Genomic DNA, 24,860 nt, shown 5'->3' on the forward strand with positions numbered 1-24,860 from the left:
ATATCATATCATTTAGACGCGAGGTTCATATGAAGAAGGCCGCTTTTTTATTAGCAACACTGCTCAGTTCTCCGGCGATTGCTGCAACCGCAGAGGATGCCAGTCTTGATGGAGGACACCCTGTCAACGATGATGAAACGATCATCGTTACCGCTGACTATCTGGATGAATTTGACATTCTCGCAGGTACTTCGGTGATCGCCAGGGACAATATCCTTCGTGGATTGCAGCCGCAGATAGGTGATGTTCTTACGAGCCAGCCGGGTGTGTCGGCCACGTCGTTCAGCCCCGGAGCATCGCGCCCGGTGCTGCGCGGTTTACAGGGAGAGCGTGTCCGGGTTTTAACCGACGGGATCGGAACGCTCGATGTCTCCAACACCTCGGCGGATCATGCCGTGACTATAGATCCTTTGACGACGGATCGCATTGAAGTGTTCCGGGGACCGGCAGCGTTGCTATTCGGAAGCCAGGCCATTGGTGGAGCGGTCAATGCGATTGATCGTCGCATCCCGCGGATTGTGCCGGAAAATGGCTATCATTTCGATCTTCTGGGAAACTATGCCAGCGCCTATGATGAAACCAGCATTGGCGGCGCTGCTGAAGTTGCATTGAGCGACCAGTTTGTTGTCCATGTGGACGGGAGTTTCCGCGAGACAAAAGATCTGGAAGTGGGCGGCTTTGTTCTAACGCCTGCACTCCGTGCCGAGCAGCTAGAGGTAGCGGCGGAAGAGCAGGAGGAAGGCCATCTGGACGAAGCCGCCGAGGCGCGAGAGCTGGCGGAACTGCAAGACATACTGCCGAACAGCTATACCGAGACCTATAGTTTCGGTGCCGGCTTTGCGCTGATCAATGATCGCGGCAGTATGGGTGCATCCATTGGCTATTATGACACCCGCTACGGCATTCCGGCACGACCGGGTGCTGAACATCATCACGGTGAGGAAGGCGAAGAAGAAGAGGGCGAAGAAGGCGAAGAGGAAGGCGTGCCGGTTTCGATCGACTTGCGGCAATGGCGGGCTGACCTGCGCGGGGAGATATTCACTGGCGGGGGTTTCCTGGAATCCGTCCGCTTGCGCGCCGGCTATTCCAACTATGAACATACCGAATTTGAAGGCGACGAAGTCGGCACGGTTTTCGACAGCCAAGCTTTTGAAGCCAGAGTGGAGCTGGTCCAGACGGACCGCGACGGCTGGCGCGGTGTGACCGGTTTTCAGGCATCGACCCGCGATTTCGTCGCCATCGGGGCAGAGGCATTTGTACCGCCCAATGTGACCGATCAATATGGTCTGTTCACCCTTCAGGAATTCGAATTTGACAAAATTGGACTGGAAGTTTCCGCCCGGTATGAGAAAACCGATGTCGGGTCCGATAGCGTTGCCATAGGGCTGGAGGATGCTGCGATCATTGTGCCGATTGACCGCAATTTCGATGCCTTTTCCGTGGCGGCCGGAGCGAGCTACGGGATTGCCCCCGATGTTCGTATCGGCCTCAACGTCAGCCGGGTTGAACGCGCTCCGTCTGCCGAGGAACTATTCTCAAACGGGCCGCATGTCGCGACCCAGGTCTTTGAAATCGGCAATCCGTTTTTCAGCAAGGAAACCGCATGGGGCATGGAGGCCTATCTGCGCGGTGAAAGCGGACCGGCGCGTTTCCAGCTGGCGGCCTATCACAACTGGTTCGACAATTTTATCTACGAGGTTGAAACCGGTGATGAAGCGGACGGCTTGCCGGTGTTCCAGATCGTGCAATCGGACGCCCGATATTGGGGGGTCGAAGCACAAGTCGCGATCGACGTCATACAATCGGACGATCTGACCGTGACCGTCGATGCTGTCGCGGATTATATCCGGGCCACGATCGAAGGCAGCGGTCCAGCGCCCCGTATCCCGCCCCTGCGCGTGCTGGGCGGGATTGAAGCCAATAGCGGCGTCCTTGGCGGGCGGGTCGAAATGGAATGGGTCGATAGCCAGAACAGGACATCCGGTTTTGAATTGCCGACTGATGGCCATACATTGGTCAATATGTCTCTGTCGTGGAAACCCTTTGGTGCGGACTCCGAACATGTGCTGATTCTGTCGGCTGACAATGTATTTGATGTCGATGCCCGGCGCCATGCGAGTTTCACAAAGGACTTCGTACCGCTGCCCGGCCGCAACGTAAAAATCGCCGCCCGTATCAGCTTCTGATATAGGCTAAATACTACTGCGTCCCGGCTGGAAACTGGCACTTGAGTTTCGGTTTCCAGCCGTTTTTCGGCCACTAGAGAATGGAAGTTTGATGCCGGATAGCCGTATCCCCGTTACTTTGCTCACCGGCTTTCTCGGATCGGGAAAGACGACATTGCTGAACCGGTTGATGCCGCTGCCTCAAATGGCGAAGGCGCTGGTCATCATCAACGAATTTGGATCAATCGGTATTGATCATGACCTTGTGGCACATAGCAATGAAGATGACACAATCGTTGAAATGGCCAACGGCTGCTTGTGCTGCACCATAAAAGGAGACCTGCAGAAAACTCTGCACGAGGCACCTTGGCGATTTGCCCGCGATGGCGAGCGATGGTTTGACAGAGTGCTGATCGAGACCACCGGCCTCGCCGATCCCGCTCCGATCATTCATACCGTGATGGCGGATGACAAGTTGAAGGCGCTGTACCGGTTGGATACGGTGATTGCTTTGGTTGACGGCTATAATGGCCACAATACACTCGACGCCCAGGTCGAGGCGGTGAAGCAGGTGGCCGTCGCCGACCAGTTGCTGGTCTCGAAGACCGACATCACGGATGACGTCGTGGTTGCCAGTCTGCAAAAGCGGTTGCGGAAACTCAATCCCGCTGCGCCGGTGCACCTGCTCCCCGGCGCAATCGATGATCTGGCGCGCCTGTTCGAAGGTCCGACTTTCAATCCGGAGTTGAAGCATGAAGATGTGCAGCGCTGGCTGGCGGCGGAGGCGTATGAGGAGGATCATCACCACCACGGTCACCACGATCATCACCATCACCATCATGGCGAAGCGCATGATATCAATCGTCATGATGACCGGATCCGGTCGATTTGTCTGACGATAGACGAGCCTCTGCCCGCACAGGTGTTTGATTCCTGGCTGGACATGCTGGTGACATTCAACGGGGTCAACGTTCTGCGGGTAAAGGGCATCATCAATCTGGCCGAGCTTGACAAACCCCTTGCCATTCATGGTGTCCAGCACATCTGGCACCCGCCGGAAATTCTGGAAGACTGGCCCAGCGAAGATCGCAACTCGCGCATTGTCTTCATTCTTCGCGATCTGGAAGAAACCGAATTGCGCCATATGCTGACCTTTGTGCAGAATAAATTTTCCGGTACGAACATCATGGGACTGGATGCCGGATAGCGCATTTTCACCGCCGCTACCCCCAGAATTCGGGATTGATTATAGATAGATTCTGCTGCTCAATATAGTTTGAACTACGGAGAGACTATGAGCTCGATAATAAGCAGCGTTTTTCTCGCAGAAGACGAACCAAATGCCTTTGAGCGATGTGCGCAAATCATTGAGATGCACCCACGTTTGGAATTGAAAGCGTCGGCCACTTCGTTGCGTGAAGCGCTTGCGCTTCTGCAGCAGGATAGCGTCGGCTATGACTTGCTGGTGACGGACCTGAGGTTGGGTGACGGCGATGGCGCTGATCTTATCCGTCATTGGCGAAGCAAAGGCGGTAAATTTGCTATGGTCGTTACTGTTTTTGGCGACGTCGACAGCGTTATGCGTTCCGTAGAAGCAGGCGCAGATGGCTATATGCTGAAAAGCGGCACTGACTATGAAATGATCACCGCCATTACGACGGTTCTCGATGGTGGTTCACCGATCAGTGCGTCAGTAGCGGGGCATTTGCTCAAAAGACTACGAAACTCCGGCGATGCCGATCGAATGGAAGAAGAAACGGACAAGCCTCAGCTTTCAGCACGAGAGATTGATATTCTCTCTGATCTGGCGCGCGGGCTTTCCTATAAAGAGGTCGCGCGTTTTCGGTCTATCTCCCCCCATACGGTTGCGGATCACGTCAAAGCCATCTATCGTAAAATGGCAGTAAACTCGAGGGGAGAGGCAGTGTTTCAAGCCATTCAAAACGGTATAATTGACTTGAAACAAGATTAGTAAGCTAGTGCTGAACGCACCGAAGACCGAAAAAAGACGACCGTTATGGGTAGGCTTTCTTTTATTGATCGCGGCGATTTCCTCGATGGGTCTAATTGCGATGGTAGCAGAAAATGCGATGCATCCGGACGGGGCTATCGCAGTCAAAGAATTAAAACCGGCCGGTGGCCAGGATCGAGAGCCTGTTGCTTTGAGTGCAGGGCGGTATCGGATCACAGGTGATCAAAATTATGTCAGCGACCTGGAATTTGACGTCCCACAGCTATCCAATGATTGGAGCGATGCAGCTATCTTGGTTACATTGGCCCGGCGTATGGTTGCCATCCGTCATTGTGGGCAGGAATTGACGGGTGGGCCTACGCGTTTTTCTCCCTCTCGGTACAAGGTATTCGACCCCCATTATTTCAATTTCCCGGCCCTTGATTGTGAAAGCCCGACATTGAGTCTGAAAGTGGATGGTCGCCTCGAAACTCCGACCATAAGGACAATTCATTTCGGCGAGGAAGCGTCCATTCAACAAGCTTTCCGTTGGCGGCGTTTCTTCGCGGTTGATATGGTGATGATTTCTACCGGTGTTGCGGCAGTGACAGCTTTGCTGGCGTTTGCAGCTCTCCCGTTGGCCAACCGCAGAAGACTGTTTTTGACGTTCGGTGCGATGATGGGAATTTGGGCCCTTCGCAATGTCTTTTATATTGGTCCTTTGTCGGAAAAGACCGAGAAGTTTGCAGACCTTTGGTTTTACGCATTCACTTATGGATTGCTCATCGCCTCAACTGTCTTCGTAAATGAATGGACATTGCAAAGCCAATGGCTCAGGCGAAGGGTCTTACTACCACTAACAATCGGGTTTGGCAGTTGCGTTTTCGCTATAGCAATTGGTTCCGATGCTATCGCTGCGTTCGCGACGCGCATGGGCTATGCTATCGCCGCGGTCAGTATTCTGATCATGATTTTTCTGCATATTCTGGCTTTGCACCGCGTCAGAAGCTTGCCCTATTTTGAGAGTTTTATATTCTTGGTAGGAAGCAGTGCAGGTCTAGTTGATCTGATGGGCCAAACACTACCCGAAGTGTCTTCATTTTTGTTCGGTTGGCAAGGGCTGACTATACCCTATTCATCACTCATGCCCATGTTGACGGCTTTTGCGATAGCGCTGTTTTTGGCTCGTGAAAATTGGAGGGTTCAAGGCGAGTTGAGCTCTGCGAACAAAGGCCTAGAGACCCAGCTTGCGGAACGCGAAGCTGAAATTCGGACGGCTTATCATGAACGCGAAGAAAAAAACCGTGAGGCCAGTATGTTGAGAGAACGTCAACGCATCATGGAGGATATTCATGATGGCTTCGGCAATCGGCTGCTCGCTTTGCTGCTTCAGGTTAAGCGGGGTAATTTCAATCAAAAACACTTGTCCCGCGGTTTGGAAGATAGTCTTCGCGATTTACGCTTGATTGTGGATTCAATGGATACGGCTGATGGTGACCTTGGCTTGGCCTTCGGCGCGCTAAGAGGGCGCCTCGAGCCTGATCTGCAGGGTGCGAATATCGAAGTTGTATGGAAAGCCGATCTCGAAGGTGAGGTCCACGATATCGGCCCACGGGCAGTATTGTCCATATACCGGATGATTCAGGAAGCGACCACCAATGTGATCCGCCATTCCGACGCGAGCCGGTTAAACGTCAACATCTTCTGGAAAGATGGCAAACTTGTTCTGATCGTTGAGGATAATGGCACTGGGCTACCAACGGAAATTTCAAACGGTCATGGACTGAAGAACATCAGGAACAGGGCATCTGCTTTAAATGGTGATGTCGTTTTTGATTCCGATGCGGGTTTAAAGATTACTATCACAATTCCTGCATTCCCTTCCGCGAAGGCATAGGCCCGAAAGCACCCCCAATTTATGGGGCCAAAAACCGCAGCTAACCGCTAACCTGTGGGATGCACTTCTGCGTAACCAGAAGATATAACCTCCTCAAATTTAGCACTCTTTTGGAGGAACTATGTCTTTCTTGAAGTCACAACATAATATTGAAAAAGCCTCATTGCTGAAGCTGCTGTGCACGACTTCTATCTGTGCGGCAGTAGTCGCAATCCCTGGCGCTGCGGAAGCCGCCTGTTCTGGGACTGGAAATCTAGCCGCTGGCACAGCTGTCGAATGTACCGGTAGCAACATAGGTCCGGTAATATTCGTGGGTGACAATCTGGATATTGAAATCGATAGCGGCGCGACATTTGAAAACACGGCTCCGGTCAATCAAGCGCTGATAGACATCACCGGTGATGACAATATATTCACGAACGACGGAACTGTCATCGCTACCAGCGTTGGCGGCAGCGGTCTCCGCAATAGCGCGATTGTCATGGATGCGCCGAATGGTGACGTCACTTTCAACAATAATGGTTCTATCACATCGCCGAATACAAGGCGGTCGGTTAGTTTGGCAGCAGACCTCGGGAATATAACGTTTGCGAACACCGGTAGCATCAGTTCTGCGACCCTCATTTCAGGCTTTGACGTCTCTGCCTCCAACGCAGGGGACATGAATTCTGTGCTCATCGGATTATCCGTCTCTTCATACGGGCAAGCCACGATCGATAATATTGGTGGTCAAATATCTGCCGGTTTTCATGGCGCAGCGATAGAGCTGAATGATACCGCAACTGTTGGACTCATTCGCAATAGCGGTACGATCATATCGAGCAATGCGTTTTCTGCCGCTGCCAGTTTGGAAATTTCATCTACCGTTGTCACAAATGCTACGTTGGAGGTGAGCAATCTGGCGTCCGGCACATTAATTTCATCCGGTGATCAGGGTTTTGGGGCTTCGATCGATATACAAGTGCCGATGAGCACTGTCGATACTATCGTAAACAACGAGGGGCGGATCGAAGTCAGTGGCGATGAGGCTACCGGCATTGCAGTGCAGCATACGGGTATAGGCAATGCGACGGTCGTTAACTCGGGAACGATCCAGACAACTGGCTTTTTCTCCAACGCCGTAGCCACGAATGTTTCGAGCGGAACGATCAGCTTGACCAATACTGCCACTGGCATCATCATCAGCACGCGAAACGGGCTGCAAGGGGACAGTACTGGCGGCGCTATTCTGATAAATGAAGGTAGCATAGACGTTACAGGTCGTGGTGCTGGCCTTGCTTCAAATGTCACAGGAGACATCGTTCATCAAAATGATGGAAATATAACCACAACGGGCGATGGCAGCCGCGGCATGTCTTCCAATGTTACTGATGGCGATGCGTCGATCACCAATAATGGACAGATTTCAACTTCTGGAAATGGGGGCACGACGAGAGGTATTTCCAACGTTGTCAGTGGCGCTGGAAATAGCCAGATTACCAATTCCGCAACTGGATCAATTTCAGTTTTGGGAGCGAATGTCATTGGAATAACAGGCTCTGCAGCCGTTGATATTGCAACCATACAAAATGCGGGCAGCCTCTCTGTCGAAGGAAGTGACTCTATCGGAATTTCTGTTGAGGGTGATGGTTTTTCGATTTCCAACACCGGCCAAATTGTTGCGTCCAACGGCGCTTACGCAGCCATTGAAAGCTATCAATCGGGAGGTACAAGGCAAAACGCAATCGCAAATGCGGGATCCATCGCAACCGACGGCACCGGCATTCTACTTGTGGGGACGACCGGCGGAATTGTGACGATTGATTCTGCAGGCACGATCGAGGGATCCGAAGCTGCGATTAGCTCGTTTCTCGTTTCGGATGTTGTTACCATTGGTGGGAATACAACAGGTGACATCCTCCTCAGGGAATGGGATGATAGCCTGGCTTTTACAATGGATGCCGCTGATAATTACTCAGGTCTGCTCGACGGTGGTGATGGCGTGGATGTTCTGAGCTTTGCCGGCCTCAGCACGATTGCCTTTGAGCAGGATATTGCCAACTTCGAAGCGATAAATGTTGTCGACACTCTTCGGGCAGGAAATATGAACATCGCCGGCCTACAAAGCTTCACTGTAGATAATGGTGGCACGCTTAGTCTGGCTGTTGATACGATTTTGAACTTGAGTGCAGGAAACTTTGTTGCAGCTGATGGCTCCACAATCATTTTTGATATTGATGCGAGCAATCCGGTTATCACAACAACTGGAACAGCGACATTCGACCAGGGTAGCCAGATCGCAATCAATGTATTGGATGTCGATACACTGGTCGCCGACAATAGTTTTGATGCGCTGACCGCCGATGGCGGTATAACCGATGCAAGTGCTTCGGTTGTCGACAACTCGCTGCTTTTTGATTTTGAAAAGACAGTCGTCGGCGGCAACATACTGCGTATTACAGCACGCCAGATTCTGATGATCGATGAAGCGGTTGACGCAAATGATATCGGTTTGTTCAATGCCGCAGGTGCCTTGCAAGCGATTGTCGACAATGGAGATCCAGCAAGCAGGCCGCTCGCTACCATATTCGGTCAACTACCTGATGATGCCGCGGTATCACAAGGCGTACAGGGGTATATGCCGGACGATTCCGGGGCGATTTTTGACCTGCAAGCGGGCGCTGTGCGTTCCGTATCGGACGCGATCTTCACCGACTCGCTGCATGGCAATGAAAGCAAAAGTGGCTGGCGTATCTGGGGCTTTGGCATGACCAGCGATCTTGATGGTGATGTCAAAGGGTATCATTCGGCATTTGATGGATCGCAGGACGGTTTTGCAATCGGTATCGACAAGCGATTTAATGGCGCAGATCATGCATTCCGCTTTGGCTTTACTTTCTATGATGTTGACTCGGACTACAGCGTGAGGATGCCGGCGGTTAAAAGCGGCGATATCGCTGTCGCTGGCGGCATATTATACGGCGAAGCGATTTTGAATGACAAATGGCGGCTGCATAGTCAGCTTGCCTTTGGCGATGCGGATGTTGATGGACAGCGTTTCAATTTGCTTTTGGATGAAGCGGCTAGTTTCACCGCGGATGGCAAGCAGACAATGCTGCAACTGGGGCTATCCCATTTGTTTGATAGCAAGGGCTGGAATTTTGAACTGGGCGGCATCATCGACCGCGTCTGGATGGAACTGGACGGATATTCCGAAGCGACGGCCGGACCTGGCGGACTGAATGTTGGTGAACAGGGCGCCGATAGTTTCCAGGGGCAAATATTCTTCGCTGGAGCCAAGGCGTTCGATTTGTCCAAAGGTTGGAAGATACAGCCGGATATGCGTATTGGCGCGGCATTTAACGATCAAGATTTTGATCCGGTAACCGCGCGCTTTCAGATGGGTGGGCCAGCATTTCTTGTGCCTGTAGCAGAAAGAAACCAGACTGCATTCAAACTGAATGCCGGACTATCGCTCTTTGCATCAGACAGTTTCACTATCCGGGCTGCCTATGACGGTTCATTTGGTGCAGAAGCTGATCATCACGCTGGGATGCTAACAGCCACCCTTGGCTGGTAGAAGTTGCTCCAAAGGGTCGCACTAGTCTAGCTTGGTTATTCGGATGGCAGAATGATTTTAAATCCACTGTCATCCGATGACCGAGCTAGACATTTTTTCGAGCAGTGAATTGTATTGGGCGTCAGCGGCTATCGCTCTCGCGAAAAATGGCGGCACGTTCACATTGCTTCTGCACCTACTGGTTTGGAACTCGCTATCTGTTCCTGACAATTGAGCCATCTTACAACTTTGAACGACAGAAAAGATAAGCCTAGCAACAACAATATGATCCGCGGCTTCCGTGTGATCAAAGGGGTGTTCTCGGGCGGCAAATCAACCGCGAGTATCAAACGTCTCTTCGCCTGTTGCTGATCCTCATCCTCATAAACCTAGAAAATGCCACCGGGAATCTTCACGCGTGGGATTTTGATCTTTGGTTTTTTGGGTTTTGTCGGCTTTAGGCGAGGCGCAGTTGGTGCGGTGGATGCAGATGTCGCTGAAGGAGATGATGACGCGGCGCTATTCTCTTCTGACACACGTCCCATCAACGGGTTGGCGGAAGCGGATGATGCAGACCCCCCTGCCTTGGACGCATCCAGCTTGTAGTTGAAACAATCTTCGGCAATAATCGTATTGCGATAGTCCGGTTCCCTGACATTGTTCGTATTTGTGCTTCTGTTCCGATAGCCGTTTGCGCTCGCAACACGCACGCGGACACAGATTTCAGTTCGTTCCGGAACCCGGTATCGAGAGTTTTCGGCATATTTTCTGATATTATTTCCCAAATTCACACAGCCACTTGGAAATGCGCCATATTTCTTGGCTCGAAAATCCTTGAATTCAAAGCTGCAGTTTTTGCTGTCCATCAGCTCAAATCGCTCTCTCTTCAATCCCGGGTTTGTATAGCTGCGCCACACCACGGCAAGACCATGTTCATCGTTGCCCGAGTTGTTTTCAAATTTTCGTTTCCACAAAAGATGGACATAATATGTGTTTTTGTTTCTGAGCGTGTTGGCGACGCTGCCTAGCTTGGCATAGTGGCTTAGCGGCTGCTTATAGAAGCAGCGGATATGGATCGGTTCGCCTTCGACAAAATTGCTTGTCACTTTGGAATAAGCCGGATCGCTATATCTGTCCGGCGGCATCAAATCAGATGAAAAAATACACTTGCCAGGAGCGGGGCCGCTGACTTTCCGAAACGGGCCTTCTGCTTGTGCATTGCTGACCGGCAATATGAACGATGCCATCGCCGCACCGATAAAGATGTTTTTCACGCTGATTCCCCGCTAAATTTCTGTCGGGAGAATGATAGCAATCAGGGGCTATCAGAAAATCCCATGAATGTGGGGGCGGCTCCGTATTTGGGGGATTGGAATTTGATGCTGCAGTCTCTGCTTTCGGCGTGAACCAGTTACAGCCCATGTCTGATCTATGCCGTTTGTATGTACAGCACAGGACGTTTTTTCTGTTTTTGTTGGACCAAAATACTTGCTGGTAAGCGTATCAAGGTGGCTGGCTGGATGATGCCGCTGGACAAGGGAGCACGGCAGAAAAGGTTTGTGTTGCTCGCCTATCCACCGGGATGTCCTTTCCATTCCCTCTATTTCCGGTAATCCAGCGGCGGATCGCGGTCGCCAAGCAGCGACTTATATTGATAGTCCGGCCCCCGCGCCTTGTCGAATTCGGCCTTGGCTTCGGCGCGCAGATCGGGGTTGGTGTAGAGCTCGATCGCCGCCAGGGTCAGCGTTTTTGCCGCGACCTGGGTGCCTTTGAAGCCGATCGACATGCCGCTGGCCGCAGACGATTGCCAACTATGCGCCGAGGTGCCAGGTACCCATGTCGCCGTGTTCAACCCTACGGTTGGGGTCGCATAGGAAACATCTCCAACATCGGTCGAGCCATAGCCGAGCGATACATTATAAGGCTGGATTTCTTCCTGGCTTCCCAGTTTCAGGCGCGGCTTGTCAAAGCTTGCATAGATTCTCTCGGCGAACTCTTGTTCTTCGGGCGTATAGGTAACGCCGCCCACCTGTCGCAATTTTGCATCCATCATCTTCGCCAGCGGTTCGTTGACCAGCAGCGGATTATTGCCGTGGATCACTTCCCAGTCGACCGTGGTGCCGGTGCCCAGAGCCGCACCGCGCGCTGCATCTTCCAGTCGCGTCCAAATCGCGTCCACTTCGCTTGGTTGCGGGTGGCGAACGTAGTAAAAGACTTCTGCAAAGTCGGGCACAACATTGGGAGCGGTGCCGCCTTCGGTAATCACATAGTGGATCCGGCTTTGCTGCGGTATATGTTCGCGCATCATGTTGATCATCATATTGAAGGCTTCGACGCCATCCAATGCGGATCGTGCCTTGTCGGGTGCGCCGGCGGCATGGGCGGATACACCGCGAAAGCGGAATTTGGCCGAACGATTGGCGAGGGTGGTGCGGGCAGCCGCCGAGTTCTTGTCACCGGCGTGCCAGTGCAGCGCGATATCGACATCGTTAAACAATCCTGCGCGGACCATATAGACTTTGCCGCTGCCACCTTCTTCTGCTGGTGTGCCATAGAGGCGCACGCGTCCCGGCGTGCCGGTCTGTTCCAGCCATTTGCTTACCGCGATGGCCGCTTCGACCGATCCGGCGGCGAACAGATTATGGCCGCAGGCATGAGCCGCACTTTTGCCGGCGATGGGGCTGCGGGTGGCGATGGCGTCTTGGTTGATGCCAGGCAACGCGTCATATTCCGCCAAGATCGCGATCACTGGGCCTTCTGTACCGAATTCGGCGGTGAAGGCGGTCGGAATATCGGCGACTCCGGAGGTGATTTTGAAGCCGTTGGATTTTAACATCTGTTTCAGAAGATCGCTGGATTTCTGTTCCTGATAGCCGAGTTCTGCCCATTCCCAGAGTTGCCGTGCTGTCTTCGCCGATTCTTCGGACCGCGCATCAATCAAGGCGGATATGTCGGACATCACGTCGCTCTGCTGGGCTTGGACGGAAGCGGGAAACGCCGCAAGGGCAGCAATCAGGGCGTAACGGATCATGGAAACCTCATCTATCTAACATGTTTGAGCAAGGATGGCACAGGATGGGTGATCCGAGCAACATAGTTCTGCTTCGACATTTTGCGTCGTTTTGGCGGCTGGTTGCAAAAATGCAACTCGCAGGTGCAGCATTTCAAATTGCAACTTATACGGAGTCTGCATAGTTTCACTATCAACCCTCAAGCAAAATGGAGTTAAACCATGCGTGTATTTTCTTCCCTGATTCTGGCCGTAACCGCCCTAACCCTGACCGCTCCGATGGCAACCGCCGCCGAAGCAGAGCGCAACGACCGGCTCTACGATGCAACTGGCGCCAGTGTCGCTAAAGTAAATCGCGTAAGCGAAAACGGTGATCTGGTTGTTATCTACAAAGGCAAAGTGCGGCGCATAGAAGCATCGACGCTTTCGAACACCGATGGTAAGTTGATGACCAGCCTGACCAGAAAAGAAATCCGCCGTTTGAAATAACTGAACGATTTCGTTGATCGCTATTCATGGCGGTTTTGCAAACAGATAAACCGGCGCTTCCCTCAAGTGCCGGTTTTTGTGGTCCTCTGCGGCGGCTAGATCTTGTGGACGGTTGATGTTTGCGAACAGGCTGGAGTCTTTCCAAGCGACTGTTTTTGCGTTTGATTTTTTGGCTAACCACTGCAGTGAAGGCGCCCGCTCTCCGGGGACATGGTTGGTGCGAAGGCGGTTGATGGTATCGCAGCGCCAATATGCAAAGGTCGGATGCATGCGCTGCTCATCCTGTGCGACAGCACAGCCGCCGTCAGCGGACAGTCGCTCGACAAGATCAATAGGTGCATAAGGCGCATCGACCGGGACGGTCACAAAACTAGCTACCGATGGATTCCTGTCCTGCAATCCGGCGGCTATCGAGAAAATGCCGCCAACCGGTCCGTCCGGATAAACGGGGTTGTCACGGATGATGTCCAGCCCCGTACCGTAATCCTGCCTGGCGGAAAGCAATATAGGCGAGGCCTTTGAAGCAAACCGGTCGATCAGAATATCCACCAACCTTTGTCCTTTAAGCGCGACGATGGCTTTGTCGGTGCCCATGCGGGTGGACTGGCCACCCGCTAGAATTACGAGGCAGGGAAGCATGGTCATGGAAGAAGTCGCCCGGTTTGAAACATTGCGTTTCAATCTGCTCGCACCGGGCCGTTCTGTCCAGCTAATCTCTAGTCGAGGTGTGCGGCGGGCTGGTCGGGCAAGGATAAGGCAGCGCCGTCAGCGAGCGTCGGCATCATGATCGCCTGCAGCACCAGCAAGATCGGAATGATTGCATTGCAGAGCGTAGTGATGGAGTCTTTTAGTGAGATGGCCTTCATAATTGAGGATATAGGCTGGCCCATGGAAAGCTCCTGCTAAGGAAGGTCATGAATCATCCTTAAACCATTACGGATCCAATATTTCCGTTACCTCAGCCTGACGGAACCATTGGAGACTTCAAAATGCAGCGCGCTATTTGGAATATCCTTGAATAGCTCGGGTTCTGTTCCGGTAAGCCATAGTTGTCCGCCTCTGTCGGCCAGCTTGTCAAATAGCGCTGCCCGGCGTTGCGGATCGAGATGGGCGGCAACTTCGTCAAGCAACAAAATAGGACGGCTTTTACGATGTTCGGCAATCAAATCGGCATGGGCCAGAATGATGGAAAACAATAAGGCCTTCTGCTCGCCCGTTGAACATTTGTCCGCCGGTTGTCGTTTGGCAGAATGGAATACGTCTAAGTCCGCCCGATGTGGCCCCCGCAAAGTGCGGCCAGCGGCAAGGTCTGCGGCTTTATTCTGATGAAGCATTTGGTTGAGTTGATCCTCGGTGCGCAACTGATCATCCGCCAGTCGCAACGACGGTGTCGCGAACATGGTGTTGTCTGATTGATCCAACTTCTGGTTCAGCGCCAATACCATGCGATGCCGTGCTTCCGCTACGGATGAACCAAATTGCGATAGTTGTAGGTCCAATCCTTCTAACCACTCTGCGTCAGAAAGATATGTGTCAGCGAGCAATCGATTGCGTTCGCGCCGCGCTGCTTCGTAGCGGGAGCAGTTGCGTGCATGTGCAGGTTCGAGCGCCATGACGAGCCGGTCCAAGAAATTTCGTCGTCCTGCGGCTCCTTCGGTGAACAGGCGGTCCATCGTGGGGGTTAGCCATAGGATGGACAGCCACTCGGCCAAGTCGTTTGTGGGGGCAGCAGCTTCGTTTATCCGTGTCTTGCGACGTTCCGGCGCCTCTGCATTTGTACCAGTGCCAATCTGTATATCACCCAGCTGAGCGGCAACGGCAAAATCGCCTTTGCCATTCTGATGCGCCATGTCCCGCAGCGCGGCGCGTCTCAAACCGCGTCCCGGCGCAAGCAGTGACACAGCCTCCAGAATATTGGTTTTGCCGGCACCATTTTCACCACTGAAAGCCATGAAGCCAGGCGCTGCTTCTACACGCAATTCCGGATAGTTGCGAAAGTTGTGCAGAGTAAGCTGGGATAGGATCATGGCAGGGTTTTTCACTAGCTTTCGCCGTTGATAAAGAGAAGCAAATTCGGATGGATGTCGATTTCGTTCATCCGCCATTCACGGAAAACTAAAATTTAGTAAAATACACCAATATTAGGTTTTTGTATCATCATGACTTGGAGGTCAATCCAGTTAAAATATTGAAAAATATGGATTTATAGAAACTGGCACGGGCTGTGCAATGTATGAGACATCTTCGCATAAACGCGAAACACAGTTTCAAACCGAAAGGATATTAAAATGTTCTCCAATGTATCAAACAGCTTCGCAGCAGCCGTAGCCGCCTTGTTCTCAGCCGCTATCTTTGTTGGCGCCAGCGTTGGTCCAGCCGTCAATAACGCTTCTTCGATCATCGCTTAACGTTCATATTAAACTTATAGAAAGGACATCCTATGTCATATAGTCTTCAAAATTCAGTTCTCGCCGCTTTCAGCGCAATCGTATCGGCGGCTCTATTCGTTGGCGCTAGCGTCATGCCTGCCGTCAACCAAGCATCTTCGTTGGTGATCTGATGGTCGACAAAGAGAAAAGCACAGAATCTCGGTCCAGCAACTGGCCGGAGCCCATTTCCTCAAACAAAGAAAGCAACAGTCCTATGAAAAGCAAATTGAAACTCGACAAAGCCAATGGCAAGCTGATGGGCGTATGTTCGGGTCTGGCAAACTGGACCGGAATGGACGTAAACTTGCTGCGAATTCTTTTCGTTCTCGCAACGATATTTGGTTTCGGTTCTGCTGTAATCATTTATCTGGCAATTGGATTGATTGTCGATTGATCCCGACATCAATTCACCAATAGATGATATAACGTACGGAAAATATTGTCTAAAAATATAGACCGCTCTGGCTAATAGGTGTAATCGAAGATTCGAAAATTCGCATTGCTATAGTCGGAGCGCAGATGTCGGCAGGTCATCATCATAGCCATGGGCACTTTCCCCACAGCCACCATGATCGCCATGGACCGCATGGTCATGTGCCGAAAAATTTCAGCCGTGCCTTTGCGCTGGGGATCGCTCTCAATAGCATTTACATCATTGTAGAAGTGATCTTCGGGCTGCTGGCGGGGTCGGTGGCACTATTGGCTGATGCTGGTCACAATCTCTCCGATGTTCTCGGCCTTGCTGTCGCCTGGGCTGGTGCAGAACTCGCAAAACGACCGCCTAGCAAACAATTTACGTTCGGACTGGGCGGGTCGTCGATCCTCGCGGCGCTCCTAAATGGCCTATTCCTGCTTGTCGCTTGTGGCGCCATCGCTTGGGAGGCCATTGGCCGTTTCAACGCACCAAGCACCGTCGCTTCAACTACGGTCATTATCGTGGCATCCATTGGAATTCTGATAAACTTTGGGACCGCGATGCTGTTCATTCGCGGGCAAAAAGATGACATTAATATACGCGGTGCCTTTCTGCATATGATGGCGGATGCCGGTGTATCAGCGGGTGTCGTGATCGGCGGAATAGTCATTTATTTTACCGATCTAAGTTGGATCGATCCGTTAATCAGTCTGCTGATTGTCGCGCTGATATTTTGGAGCACCTGGGGATTGCTATATGAAGCAGTACGCATGTCGTTGGCCGGTGTGCCCCGTGATATAGATATCGAGCAAGTATCTGAGCATCTGTCATCATTGCCCGGTGTTGAAACTGTTCATGACCTTCATATTTGGCCAATGAGCACCAGTGAGACGGCGATGACGGCCCATTTGGTTCTGCCGGGCGGACATCCAGGCAAGGGCTTCCTGGCGGAGGTTCAAAAGCAAATGAAAGAGCTTTTCTCCATCCATCATATTACCATCCAGATTGAACTTGAAGATGAAGAAGCAGACCTGTGTCAGGTCGATTGTGGCGGGTCCGATTAAGAGGGGCTAGCGCCGCAGAAGGTTTCTTTGTTTGGTGCAAGAAATCCGCAAACTTGTTAACCATTGAATAAACATCTTTTGTTAATTCCAAAGCCTGCGCAGACGATCATCTGCACATTAATGCAATCCAAGCCGGCTTTTCCGTCGGACGAGCGCGTTAGAAACAGGAAATCTGGATGCTATGAATGAAACGCCGGATCATCGGGCAATGGACAGGGCGTTCAAACGTGGCGATCCCCGTGAACTCTTGCGAACGCAAGTGGAAATAGCCGCTGTCGTTCGAGAGCCTGGTCTTGGCGCTGTCAATGCGATGATTCTGGACCTGTCTATTACCGGCTTCAGGATGCGCTGCATGACGGGGTTGACCGGCAAGAAGATAGTCTTTTTGAAACTGCCGTCTTTTGAGCCATTAGAGAGCAGAATCTGTTGGGAGCAAGGCGGCTATTTTGGTGGTGAGTTTCGCCAGTCACTGCATCCTGCGGTCTATCATCATATCATCGCTAAATATCCCACGCTGCGAATTGCAGGCTGAGGATTGTTTGGCAATTGAGGGGCAGTCCGTTAGGAAGTCGCGGACTATATGCAGAAACATTCTATCCGATCTAGGCTTTCTAAAGTTGCATTTTTCACCATATTGGTCGCTTGGGCATGGTATCGATGGCCGGATGGTCCCGAGATTTTGAACGTCAATGGTGCGCAAGCCCAAGTGATTGACGGCGACAGTTTCAAAACAGCGACGGACGAGTTCCGCATCTACGGAATTGATGCCCCAGAATATCGTCAAATATGTAAAGACGGCAAAGGTAATGATTGGGATTGCGGCAAAGTGGCGCGCTCCGGACTGGAAAAGCTTCTTCGAGACAAAAGCCATGCCTGTGAAGTCACTGCGAGAGATCAATATAAACGGGCAATCGCAACATGCACCGATACCGCTGGGAAGAATCTAGGCGCTGAACTGGTACGGCAAGGAATGGCGCAATCGGCGGATAGCTATGGCAGCATTGTTTTCGCCGAAGAGGAAACGGACGCGAAAAATGCCAAGCGTGGAATCTGGAAAGGCCCATTCACAGATCCCAAAATTTGGCGCTCCGAACATTCTCGTTGAGCGCCATCGTAACCATAGCGTTTAACATCTTTCATTGCGCGGCCCCAAAATAGATTTATGGTCTTTTGGTAACCGCGGTGTTCTATCCCGCGAATGGGAGGATGTGTGCACGACGATATTAAACCGAATTGGTTGTCTGAGATCGTTCGTCGTTTTTCCGTGTTTGTCTATACCGTCAACGGATGGACCGCCGTCCAAGAGAATCCACCGCCCAGAAAAGCGGTGATTATCGCTGCTCCCCATACGAGTAATTGGGATTTCATCTATTTTTTCGGGCTGACGAACAAGCTCAGGATCCAATCCTATTGGATCGGTAAAAATACTTTATTCAAATGGCCATGGGGCGATATGATGCGGCGAATGGGCGGTATCCCGGTGGATCGGTCCAAGTCCCAGAACATGGTCGATGCGATGGTCGAAGAATTCAATAGACGTGATGATTTTCTGCTGACGATCCCACCGGAAGGCACGCGTGGTAGTGTGAAGCAATGGCGAACAGGATTCTACTATATCGCGCTGAAAGCAAAGGTTCCGCTGATTATCGGGATGATGGACTATGCCAAAAAAACCGGCGGGTTAGGGCCATCGTTCATGCCGTCCGGAGACTATGAAGCGGATATGGAAAAGCTGTCTAGTTTCTATCACAGCGTCACGCCAAAGTTTCCTGGGAAAGCGATGCGCGATATTGTCTCGACGAACAACGAGATATCCGGTGATAATCATGGGGGAGAAGCGACTTGACGAATCTGTTTATGGCTTTGGGGCTCAATTTTGCGGCGCTGGTCGCAATCATGATCATTCTCTGGTTGATATCCCTGCGTATCCGCGACGTATCTTTCATTGACGCCTTTTGGGCCTATGGCATGGCGATCATGGCCAGCACTTCTTTCATGCAGACTGAAAATCCGGGGCCTTTGGCGTATACAATCTGGGCGTTGACGGCGCTTTGGGGGATAAGGCTGGGAACCCATCTATTCCTGCGCTGGCGCAGGGAAGGGGTAGACCCCCGCTACACAAAAATTCTTGGTCATGCGATGGACAAGCAAGGGATGAGTTTCGCCAAGGCTGCGTTGTTGAAGGCATGGGCATTGCAAATTCCGCTTCTTTTTATTGTCTGCCTGCCTGCCCAGCTTGGTATATTGCTAGCTGGCGCTGATGCCGTCGGCCCTATTGCCATGGCCGGCGTCGTGATTGCCTTGGTTGGCATTGCTTTCGAAACCATTGGTGATTTGCAGCTCAAAGCGTTTCGGGCAAATCCGGCCAGTGAAGGGAAGGTGTTGGACAGCGGATTGTGGAAATATACCCGGCATCCCAATTATTTCGGAGACTTCTGTGCTTGGTGGGGTATCTGGCTGGTGGCTGCTCAGACCGGCTGGCCGGTGTGGATTGCCATCGTTGGGCCTTTGTTCCTCAGCTTCACTCTTATGAAGTGGAGTGGCGCACCTCTTTTGGAAAAAAGCTTGAAGAAAAACCGTCCCAATTATGCCGACTATATTGAGCGGACATCGGGTTTCTTCCCTATGCCGCCGAAGAGAAAGTGATGATCAAGCAGCCTGCTTGAGCAGCTTGTTTTCAATGATGTTGGCAAATACGTCCGCTTCTTGAGCGCCGGGTACCATGAATTTCTTGTTGAAGATGAACGCTGGAACGCCCGTAATGAACCGGTCCTGCCATTCTGCTTCCGTCGCTCTGACTTCGTCGGTGTAGAGCCCCGTGCTTAACAAATCTCGCGCACGAGCTTCATCCAGCCCGACCGAGGATGCTATATCCACCAGCGTATCATGATCGCTGACATTCTTGCCATCGGTGAAATGCGCTTTGAACAACGCCAGTTTTAAGGCTGTTTGCTTGCCAGTCTCTCCCGCCCAGTGGAGCAAGCGATGGGCATCAAAAGTGTTCACCATCCGCATATTCTCATGGTAGCTAAAATCAAAATCCAGATCATTGCCAGCATCGCGCAGGCGTTGCCGATTGGCCGTGCTTTGTTCCGGTGTGGCGCCATATTTTTGCGCCATATGTTCGTTGATGTCTTGCCCTTCAGGCGGCATCGCCGGGTTGAGCTCAAAAGCATGCCAGGCCAGTTCAAAGCGGGCTTTGCCTTCAAATTGCACCATTGCTTTTTCAAGCTTCTTAAATCCGATAATACACCATGGACAGACAACGTCGGACACGATGTCCACGGTGATCACTGGTGTCTCGGACATAATATTTCCTTGGTTGATTTCAGGCTTTCTCAAGCGTGCATTGCAGCGGATGTTCGTTCTTGTGGGCAAAATCCATCACTTGGGTGACTTTGGTTTCGGCCACTTCATAACTGAACGTCCCGCAGATCCCGACGCCTTTTTGGTGCACGTGAAGCATGACTCTTGTCGCTTCATCAATATCCATGTTGAAGAAGCGTTTCAAAACGAGAATTACAAATTCCATCGGTGTATAATCATCGTTGAGAAGCAAGACTTTATATGGGCTGGGCTTCTTGGTCTTAGCCCGTGTCTTGGTTGCGACGCCCATGTCTGAATCGTCATCACCGGGCCCCTTGTCAGCATCATCGTTCATGATTGGCCGATCGGCGATAGGACTATCGCCGATGGTTAGGGGAACGGGGAAAAGAATCTGCATGTTCATCATCAGCCTCAGGATATGGCATTTTTATCGTCGAGGGCAAGTGGCGGATTGATAGTTTTATCTGCTTTTATGCTTGTGCATGCCATGGAAGCACAAATGAAAAGGGCCGCTCCAGCGGAACGGCCCTTTTTGATTGGTTGAAAAAGTCGCTTATGCGGCTTTCTTCAGCTCCTTGCGGATGTCGCTTACGCGATCAGCAATTGGCTGATAAGCTTTGCCAGCGAGTTTCACAACGGCATCAGCATTGTTCGAAGTCTGGTCCATAACCCGGTCCAGGCCGCTGCGTACATAGTCAGCTTGCTTTTCAAACATGTCTCGTGGCGTCGCGACGCTGAACAAGCCTTGCAGTGCGCGGCTGGCTTCAACGAAATTTTCGCGGGTATATTTTACGTTGGTCTGGCCGATTTCCTGAGCGCCTTTCGCAGCAATTTTGCCGCTTTCGATCAGAGTTTCGACGTTTTCGCGGTTAAATTCAACGGCGGTTTTCGACAATTCAACAGCACGCTCTGCGGCTTCCTTGGCACGAACCTGTGCTTCGGCAGTCAGCTTTTCAAAACGTGAACCGAGGTTTTCGGCAGTTTTCTTGGCGGTGTTAGCAGCCTTGGTGTTGGCGGCTTTGGTGTTTTTGACAACGCGTTTGGTTGCAGTGGTTTTGGTGGTAGCCATTTTCTTTGTTCCTTTAGACGTTTTCTTCAATGTGGTTTTGGCGACTGGCTTCGCTGCAGCTTTACGTTTTGCAGGAGCTTTCTTCGTTGCAGTTTTGGATGCTGCGGTTTTCTTGACAGCAGGCTTGGCCGCTGTTGCCGGTTTAGCAGCTGTAGCCACCGGCTTTTTGATTTCAGTCTTTGTGGCAGAGGCGGCTGTTGGAGCCGGTTTGTCAGAAATAACGGTTGCAGATGCTGCAGCAGAATAAGCGGCGTCCGCAGAAAGCGAGCCGGTTTCTTTTACTGTTGGAGCAGCGGAATTTTCGTTTTTCATATCAGCCATCGGATATCTCACTTCTTTGTTGCAGTGCACAAATAGGGGATGAGATTGCTGATGTCAAGAAAAATGGTGCAGTGCACAATAATCGACATTATTGCGTATAAATTACCATATTACAGCGTTTTAATTGGAATTTGTTTTGCGCCTTTTGTGCAATAAGGTAAAAAATTGTGCGCCTGCGTTATTGCGCGATTGGCGATTGCACTAGTGCCTGTGATAGTGTGGGCCGCCAGATTTCCATGGTTCGTTGTAGCTTCTGCTGTAACAAGAGAGATATGATGTGCGAATGCCCCCTATGTCTGTTTTGAGATCTATCGCTACTGCCGTGCCCGATCATCGGATTACGCAGGCGGAAGTATTGGACGTACTGGCGAAGGCGAGAGGGGCGGCGCTGCCCCGCCGGCTGAAACAGATATTGGGCAATAGCGGGATCGACCAACGTTATCTCGCTTGCGAAGCAGATTACTATCTGGAACCGCGCGGCTGGACCAATCGGGCGGCTATATATGATCGGGTCGGTAGCCGGCTGGCGCATAAGGTGGCGGGGGATGCGCTCGACAAGGCGGCGCTGGTGCCGTCCGACATTGATGCCATCGTCCTGATTTCGACAACAGGCACGATGACGCCCTCTATCCCCAGTCGGATGATAGAGGCCATGGGTTTCGATCCGTCGACCCAGACGATCCCGGTGTTCGGCTATGGCTGTGCCGGTAGTGTCCTTGGTCTCCGGCTAGCTAATGATCTGGCGACAGCGAGCGGCGGGCAGAATATCCTGTTGATTGCGCTGGAATTGTGCAGTCTGTCTTATGACTATAGCCAGTTTGACAAGAAGAACATGATCGCCACCGCGCTGTTTGCCGATGGCTGTGCCGCGGCCGTGCTCAGTGGCAAGGACAGGGCGGTCGATGCACCGAACTTCCGTGCCTTTGACCAGAAAACCTGGCCGGGAACCTGCGATATGATGGGCTGGGAGATTGGCGCTACTGGCTTCGATCTCGTGTTGGCGCGTGATATCCCAAGCTTTGTGGCGCAGGATTTCGCGCCTTTCTGCGATGGGTTTCTGGCGGCTCAGGGGTTGCAAAAATCTGACCTTTTCGAGCCGGCTTGCCACCCTGGCGGGGGCCGGGTGGTGGAAGCATTGGAAGCATATTTTGCGCCAGAGATCGAAGGCATTTCGGCCACCCGGGACGTTCTCCGCCAGCATGGTAACATGTCTTCGCCCACGGTTTTGTTCGTGCTCGATCAACTGCTTGCGCAGAAGCCGGATAAGCCGATATTGCTGACCGCGCTGGGCCCCGGCTTCACCGCAGCGCTCGGCATCCTAGATCCGCGGGGGCAGTATGACTGACAATCTCGGTGCTATATTTACCACCGGCCTGACACCGGTCGGCTGGCTGTTGCTCTATATAGTGGTTCAACGGCTGGGCGAGCTGATCTACGCCAATCGCAATACCAAGCGGTTGCTCAGCGAAGGCGGGCAGGAACATGGCGCGGACCATTATCAATATTTCATTTTTCTCCACAGCGCCTGGATCGGGATCATCGCATTGCTCGTCGATCCGCAGCATAATATTCATCCGGCCATGCTGGCGCTGTTCGTGGTGACGCAGCTGCTGCGGGTCTGGACATTGGCCAGTATTGGCCGTTGGTGGACCACCAGGATTATCTCGGCTCCGCATTTCGACCGGGTGAAGCGCGGGCCGTACCGGTTCATCAGTCACCCCAATTACACAGTCGTCGTGCTAGAGATAGCGATTGTGCCCTTGATGCTCGGCCTGCCGTGGGTGGCGCTGGTTTTCTCCATCCTGAACGCGGTTCTGCTGCGCCACCGGATTGGTGTTGAAAATAAAGTTCTGGGCGAGCGCGGCTAATCCACGCCAGGTCCCGTTTTGGGCCTCTGTTGTCGCTCGATCAGGCGATGTCGCGCCAAGACCGGTTTGGAAGCCTATCCACATTTTTGTCGCTGCGTTTCATATCATATAGCGCGCTGTCGGCGGCTTTGAGCAATTGCTCCACATTCGTGCCATCAAGCATCTGGACCGCAATGCCAATGCTGGCCGACGGCGTAATCATATGCCCATTGATCTCCGCCGGTCTGACAAAGCTGGCCAGATAGGTGGTCGCCCGCGCCAAAGCTTCATCATGTCGGACGACGTCCGGCATAAGGATCAAAAATTCATCCCCGCCCAGTCGGCCGACAATTTCTTCCGCTGCGCTATTCTGGTTCAATCGGTTGGCCACTTCAATCAGCAGATGATCCCCCACATCATGGCCCAGATTGTCATTCACCTGTTTAAAGCGGTTGAGGTCAAGTAGGGCGACGGCAAAGCCGCTGCCGTCTCGCGCGAAAGCCTGTTCGGCCAGTTGCAGGTGGTTCATCATCGCGCGGCGGTTGGCGAGCCCGGTCAACGTATCGCTATGCGCCTGTTTCCATATCGTATGGCGCATGATCAAACCGGAGATGATCTGGTTATAGCTATCAATGATGAACCGGATCATCAGCAGCGCAATTGTGATCATGCTCCACCCCATGATCATTTCGTCGAAACCGCCAACCAATATCATCGCGACGGCGGATGGGATGACGCCGATAAACAGGATAGCGATCGCCACCTTTTTGATGCACGCGAGACAATGGGCCATGCAGGTCGATCCGAACACCAGCGACACGGGAATGAACATCTGGTTGATGAACAGATCGGTTGTAACGGCATAGACCGACCAGATGCTCAGGAAGGTGACGATGCTGATGGAAATGCCGGATAGATTTGTGAGTATTTTCTGGGAACGGGCCGGTGAATCGGGGGTTTTGGGAAAGCGCATCCACATGATCATCCGCCCGAGACAACCAATGGCCAAAATGCCCATCCATGCGTAATATACCGGTTCCACCCCTTCGTGGGCCGATAGAACCATCACCGATATCAGATTGAATATGGCGACCAGATAAATCATGGGCACATGGGTCATTGCCCGCTGCAATTGCATGTCCTCGACCGAGGACCGGATGTCTTCGGGAATAGCGGGAGACCACCAGGTCGCGCGCCATGATTTCCACCAATTGCTGTTCAAGAGCGGCGTTGCAGCCATGTCTTCTGGTCATCCCATATTATTCTGGTCAAATATGTGACCTTCTGACTAGCCTTCGGTTGTGAAAATAGGGTTAACAATTGTTTTCGACATCACGG

At 52.1% G+C, this 24,860-nt stretch carries 24 protein-coding genes; 15 read left to right on the top strand and 9 right to left on the bottom strand.

Annotation, left to right across the window (positions count from 1 at the left end; genetic code table 11):
• Nucleotides 1–29: 29 nt before the first annotated feature.
• From ABJG22_RS06970 to ABJG22_RS06990, 5 genes are all read left to right on the top strand, one after another.
• Nucleotides 30–2,186, top strand: coding sequence for a TonB-dependent receptor (locus tag ABJG22_RS06970; protein ID WP_348019530.1), 2,157 nt, complete (start codon nucleotides 30–32; stop codon nucleotides 2,184–2,186).
• Between the two features lie 91 nt (nucleotides 2,187–2,277).
• On the top strand, nucleotides 2,278–3,372 hold the full coding sequence (locus ABJG22_RS06975) for a GTP-binding protein (RefSeq protein WP_348019531.1): 1,095 nt from the start codon (nucleotides 2,278–2,280) through the stop codon (nucleotides 3,370–3,372).
• A gap of 87 nt (nucleotides 3,373–3,459) precedes the next feature.
• A complete protein-coding gene (locus ABJG22_RS06980; RefSeq protein ID WP_348019532.1) occupies nucleotides 3,460–4,137 on the top strand; it encodes a response regulator transcription factor in 678 nt (225 codons plus the stop codon).
• Between the two features lie 313 nt (nucleotides 4,138–4,450).
• Nucleotides 4,451–6,013, top strand: coding sequence for an ATP-binding protein (locus ABJG22_RS06985; protein WP_348019533.1), 1,563 nt, complete (start codon nucleotides 4,451–4,453; stop codon nucleotides 6,011–6,013).
• Between the two features lie 121 nt (nucleotides 6,014–6,134).
• Nucleotides 6,135–9,572: an autotransporter domain-containing protein gene (locus ABJG22_RS06990; RefSeq protein ID WP_348019534.1), complete on the top strand. Its 3,438-nt coding sequence runs from the start codon at nucleotides 6,135–6,137 to the stop codon at nucleotides 9,570–9,572.
• Nucleotides 9,573–9,940: 368 nt separating this feature from the next.
• Here the strand turns inward: ABJG22_RS06990 and ABJG22_RS06995 are convergent, their stop codons facing one another.
• Both ABJG22_RS06995 and ABJG22_RS07000 read right to left on the bottom strand, forming a co-directional pair.
• The gene (locus ABJG22_RS06995) at nucleotides 9,941–10,825 is read right to left on the bottom strand and encodes a hypothetical protein (protein ID WP_348019535.1); all 885 of its coding nucleotides are present in this window, start codon (nucleotides 10,823–10,825) and stop codon (nucleotides 9,941–9,943) included.
• Between the two features lie 326 nt (nucleotides 10,826–11,151).
• Entirely contained in the window at nucleotides 11,152–12,582 is a 1,431-nt protein-coding gene (locus ABJG22_RS07000) for an amidohydrolase (protein ID WP_348019536.1), read from the bottom strand.
• Nucleotides 12,583–12,783: 201 nt separating this feature from the next.
• On the opposite strand from ABJG22_RS07000, the gene ABJG22_RS07005 reads away from it, so the two are divergent.
• Nucleotides 12,784–13,050: a hypothetical protein gene (locus tag ABJG22_RS07005; RefSeq protein WP_348019537.1), complete on the top strand. Its 267-nt coding sequence runs from the start codon at nucleotides 12,784–12,786 to the stop codon at nucleotides 13,048–13,050.
• Between the two features lie 24 nt (nucleotides 13,051–13,074).
• Here ABJG22_RS07005 and ABJG22_RS07010 read toward each other — a convergent pair whose 3' ends face one another.
• The 3 genes from ABJG22_RS07010 to recF all read right to left on the bottom strand — a co-directional run bounded on the left by ABJG22_RS07010 (nucleotide 13,075) and on the right by recF (nucleotide 15,074).
• The gene (locus ABJG22_RS07010) at nucleotides 13,075–13,695 is read right to left on the bottom strand and encodes a molybdenum cofactor guanylyltransferase (protein ID WP_348019538.1); all 621 of its coding nucleotides are present in this window, start codon (nucleotides 13,693–13,695) and stop codon (nucleotides 13,075–13,077) included.
• Nucleotides 13,696–13,766: 71 nt separating this feature from the next.
• Nucleotides 13,767–13,940 carry a hypothetical protein gene (locus tag ABJG22_RS07015; protein ID WP_348019539.1) on the bottom strand — a complete coding sequence of 58 codons (174 nt, stop codon included), beginning with the start codon at nucleotides 13,938–13,940 and terminating at the stop codon, nucleotides 13,767–13,769.
• A 63-nt stretch (nucleotides 13,941–14,003) separates the two neighbouring features.
• Nucleotides 14,004–15,074, bottom strand: coding sequence for a DNA replication/repair protein RecF (gene recF / locus ABJG22_RS07020; RefSeq protein ID WP_348020316.1), 1,071 nt, complete (start codon nucleotides 15,072–15,074; stop codon nucleotides 14,004–14,006).
• A gap of 619 nt (nucleotides 15,075–15,693) precedes the next feature.
• On the opposite strand from recF, the gene ABJG22_RS07025 reads away from it, so the two are divergent.
• From ABJG22_RS07025 to ABJG22_RS07050, 6 genes are all read left to right on the top strand, one after another.
• Entirely contained in the window at nucleotides 15,694–15,873 is a 180-nt protein-coding gene (locus ABJG22_RS07025) for a PspC domain-containing protein (RefSeq protein WP_348019540.1), read from the top strand.
• Nucleotides 15,874–15,998: 125 nt separating this feature from the next.
• Nucleotides 15,999–16,958 carry a cation diffusion facilitator family transporter gene (locus ABJG22_RS07030; protein WP_348019541.1) on the top strand — a complete coding sequence of 320 codons (960 nt, stop codon included), beginning with the start codon at nucleotides 15,999–16,001 and terminating at the stop codon, nucleotides 16,956–16,958.
• Nucleotides 16,959–17,139: 181 nt separating this feature from the next.
• Nucleotides 17,140–17,490: a hypothetical protein gene (locus tag ABJG22_RS07035; protein WP_348019542.1), complete on the top strand. Its 351-nt coding sequence runs from the start codon at nucleotides 17,140–17,142 to the stop codon at nucleotides 17,488–17,490.
• 48 nt (nucleotides 17,491–17,538) lie between these two features.
• Entirely contained in the window at nucleotides 17,539–18,063 is a 525-nt protein-coding gene (locus tag ABJG22_RS07040; protein WP_348019543.1) for a thermonuclease family protein, read from the top strand.
• A 105-nt stretch (nucleotides 18,064–18,168) separates the two neighbouring features.
• A complete protein-coding gene (locus ABJG22_RS07045) occupies nucleotides 18,169–18,804 on the top strand; it encodes a lysophospholipid acyltransferase family protein (protein ID WP_348019544.1) in 636 nt (211 codons plus the stop codon).
• Nucleotides 18,801–19,604 (top strand): DUF1295 domain-containing protein, encoded by an 804-nt coding sequence (locus ABJG22_RS07050; RefSeq protein WP_348019545.1) that lies wholly within the window; start codon nucleotides 18,801–18,803, stop codon nucleotides 19,602–19,604. The genes ABJG22_RS07045 and ABJG22_RS07050 overlap by 4 nt, the downstream gene beginning before the upstream one ends.
• 3 nt (nucleotides 19,605–19,607) lie before the next feature.
• Here the strand turns inward: ABJG22_RS07050 and ABJG22_RS07055 are convergent, their stop codons facing one another.
• The 3 genes from ABJG22_RS07055 to ABJG22_RS07065 form a co-directional block, all read right to left on the bottom strand.
• Nucleotides 19,608–20,267, bottom strand: a complete 660-nt coding sequence (locus ABJG22_RS07055) for a DsbA family oxidoreductase (RefSeq protein ID WP_348019546.1) — start codon at nucleotides 20,265–20,267, stop codon at nucleotides 19,608–19,610.
• Nucleotides 20,268–20,286: 19 nt separating this feature from the next.
• On the bottom strand, nucleotides 20,287–20,619 hold the full coding sequence (gene clpS, locus ABJG22_RS07060) for an ATP-dependent Clp protease adapter ClpS (protein WP_348019547.1): 333 nt from the start codon (nucleotides 20,617–20,619) through the stop codon (nucleotides 20,287–20,289).
• A 219-nt stretch (nucleotides 20,620–20,838) separates the two neighbouring features.
• Nucleotides 20,839–21,354 carry a phasin family protein gene (locus ABJG22_RS07065; RefSeq protein ID WP_348019548.1) on the bottom strand — a complete coding sequence of 172 codons (516 nt, stop codon included), beginning with the start codon at nucleotides 21,352–21,354 and terminating at the stop codon, nucleotides 20,839–20,841.
• Between ABJG22_RS07065 and ABJG22_RS07070 the strand changes: the two genes are divergently transcribed.
• The 3 genes from ABJG22_RS07070 to ABJG22_RS07080 all read left to right on the top strand — a co-directional run bounded on the left by ABJG22_RS07070 (nucleotide 21,341) and on the right by ABJG22_RS07080 (nucleotide 23,543).
• On the top strand, nucleotides 21,341–21,601 hold the full coding sequence (locus ABJG22_RS07070; protein WP_348019549.1) for a hypothetical protein: 261 nt from the start codon (nucleotides 21,341–21,343) through the stop codon (nucleotides 21,599–21,601). The genes ABJG22_RS07065 and ABJG22_RS07070 overlap by 14 nt on opposite strands.
• A 366-nt stretch (nucleotides 21,602–21,967) precedes the next feature.
• Nucleotides 21,968–23,020 (top strand): type III polyketide synthase, encoded by a 1,053-nt coding sequence (locus ABJG22_RS07075; protein ID WP_348019550.1) that lies wholly within the window; start codon nucleotides 21,968–21,970, stop codon nucleotides 23,018–23,020.
• Nucleotides 23,013–23,543 (top strand): isoprenylcysteine carboxylmethyltransferase family protein, encoded by a 531-nt coding sequence (locus ABJG22_RS07080; RefSeq protein ID WP_348019551.1) that lies wholly within the window; start codon nucleotides 23,013–23,015, stop codon nucleotides 23,541–23,543. The genes ABJG22_RS07075 and ABJG22_RS07080 overlap by 8 nt, the downstream gene beginning before the upstream one ends.
• Nucleotides 23,544–23,583: 40 nt before the next feature.
• Here the strand turns inward: ABJG22_RS07080 and ABJG22_RS07085 are convergent, their stop codons facing one another.
• On the bottom strand, nucleotides 23,584–24,762 hold the full coding sequence (locus ABJG22_RS07085; protein ID WP_348019552.1) for a diguanylate cyclase: 1,179 nt from the start codon (nucleotides 24,760–24,762) through the stop codon (nucleotides 23,584–23,586).
• Nucleotides 24,763–24,860 lie beyond the last annotated feature (98 nt).

The sequence above is a fragment of the Parasphingorhabdus sp. genome, from assembly GCF_039939955.1.
Taxonomy (GTDB): Bacteria; Pseudomonadota; Alphaproteobacteria; order Sphingomonadales; family Sphingomonadaceae; genus Parasphingorhabdus.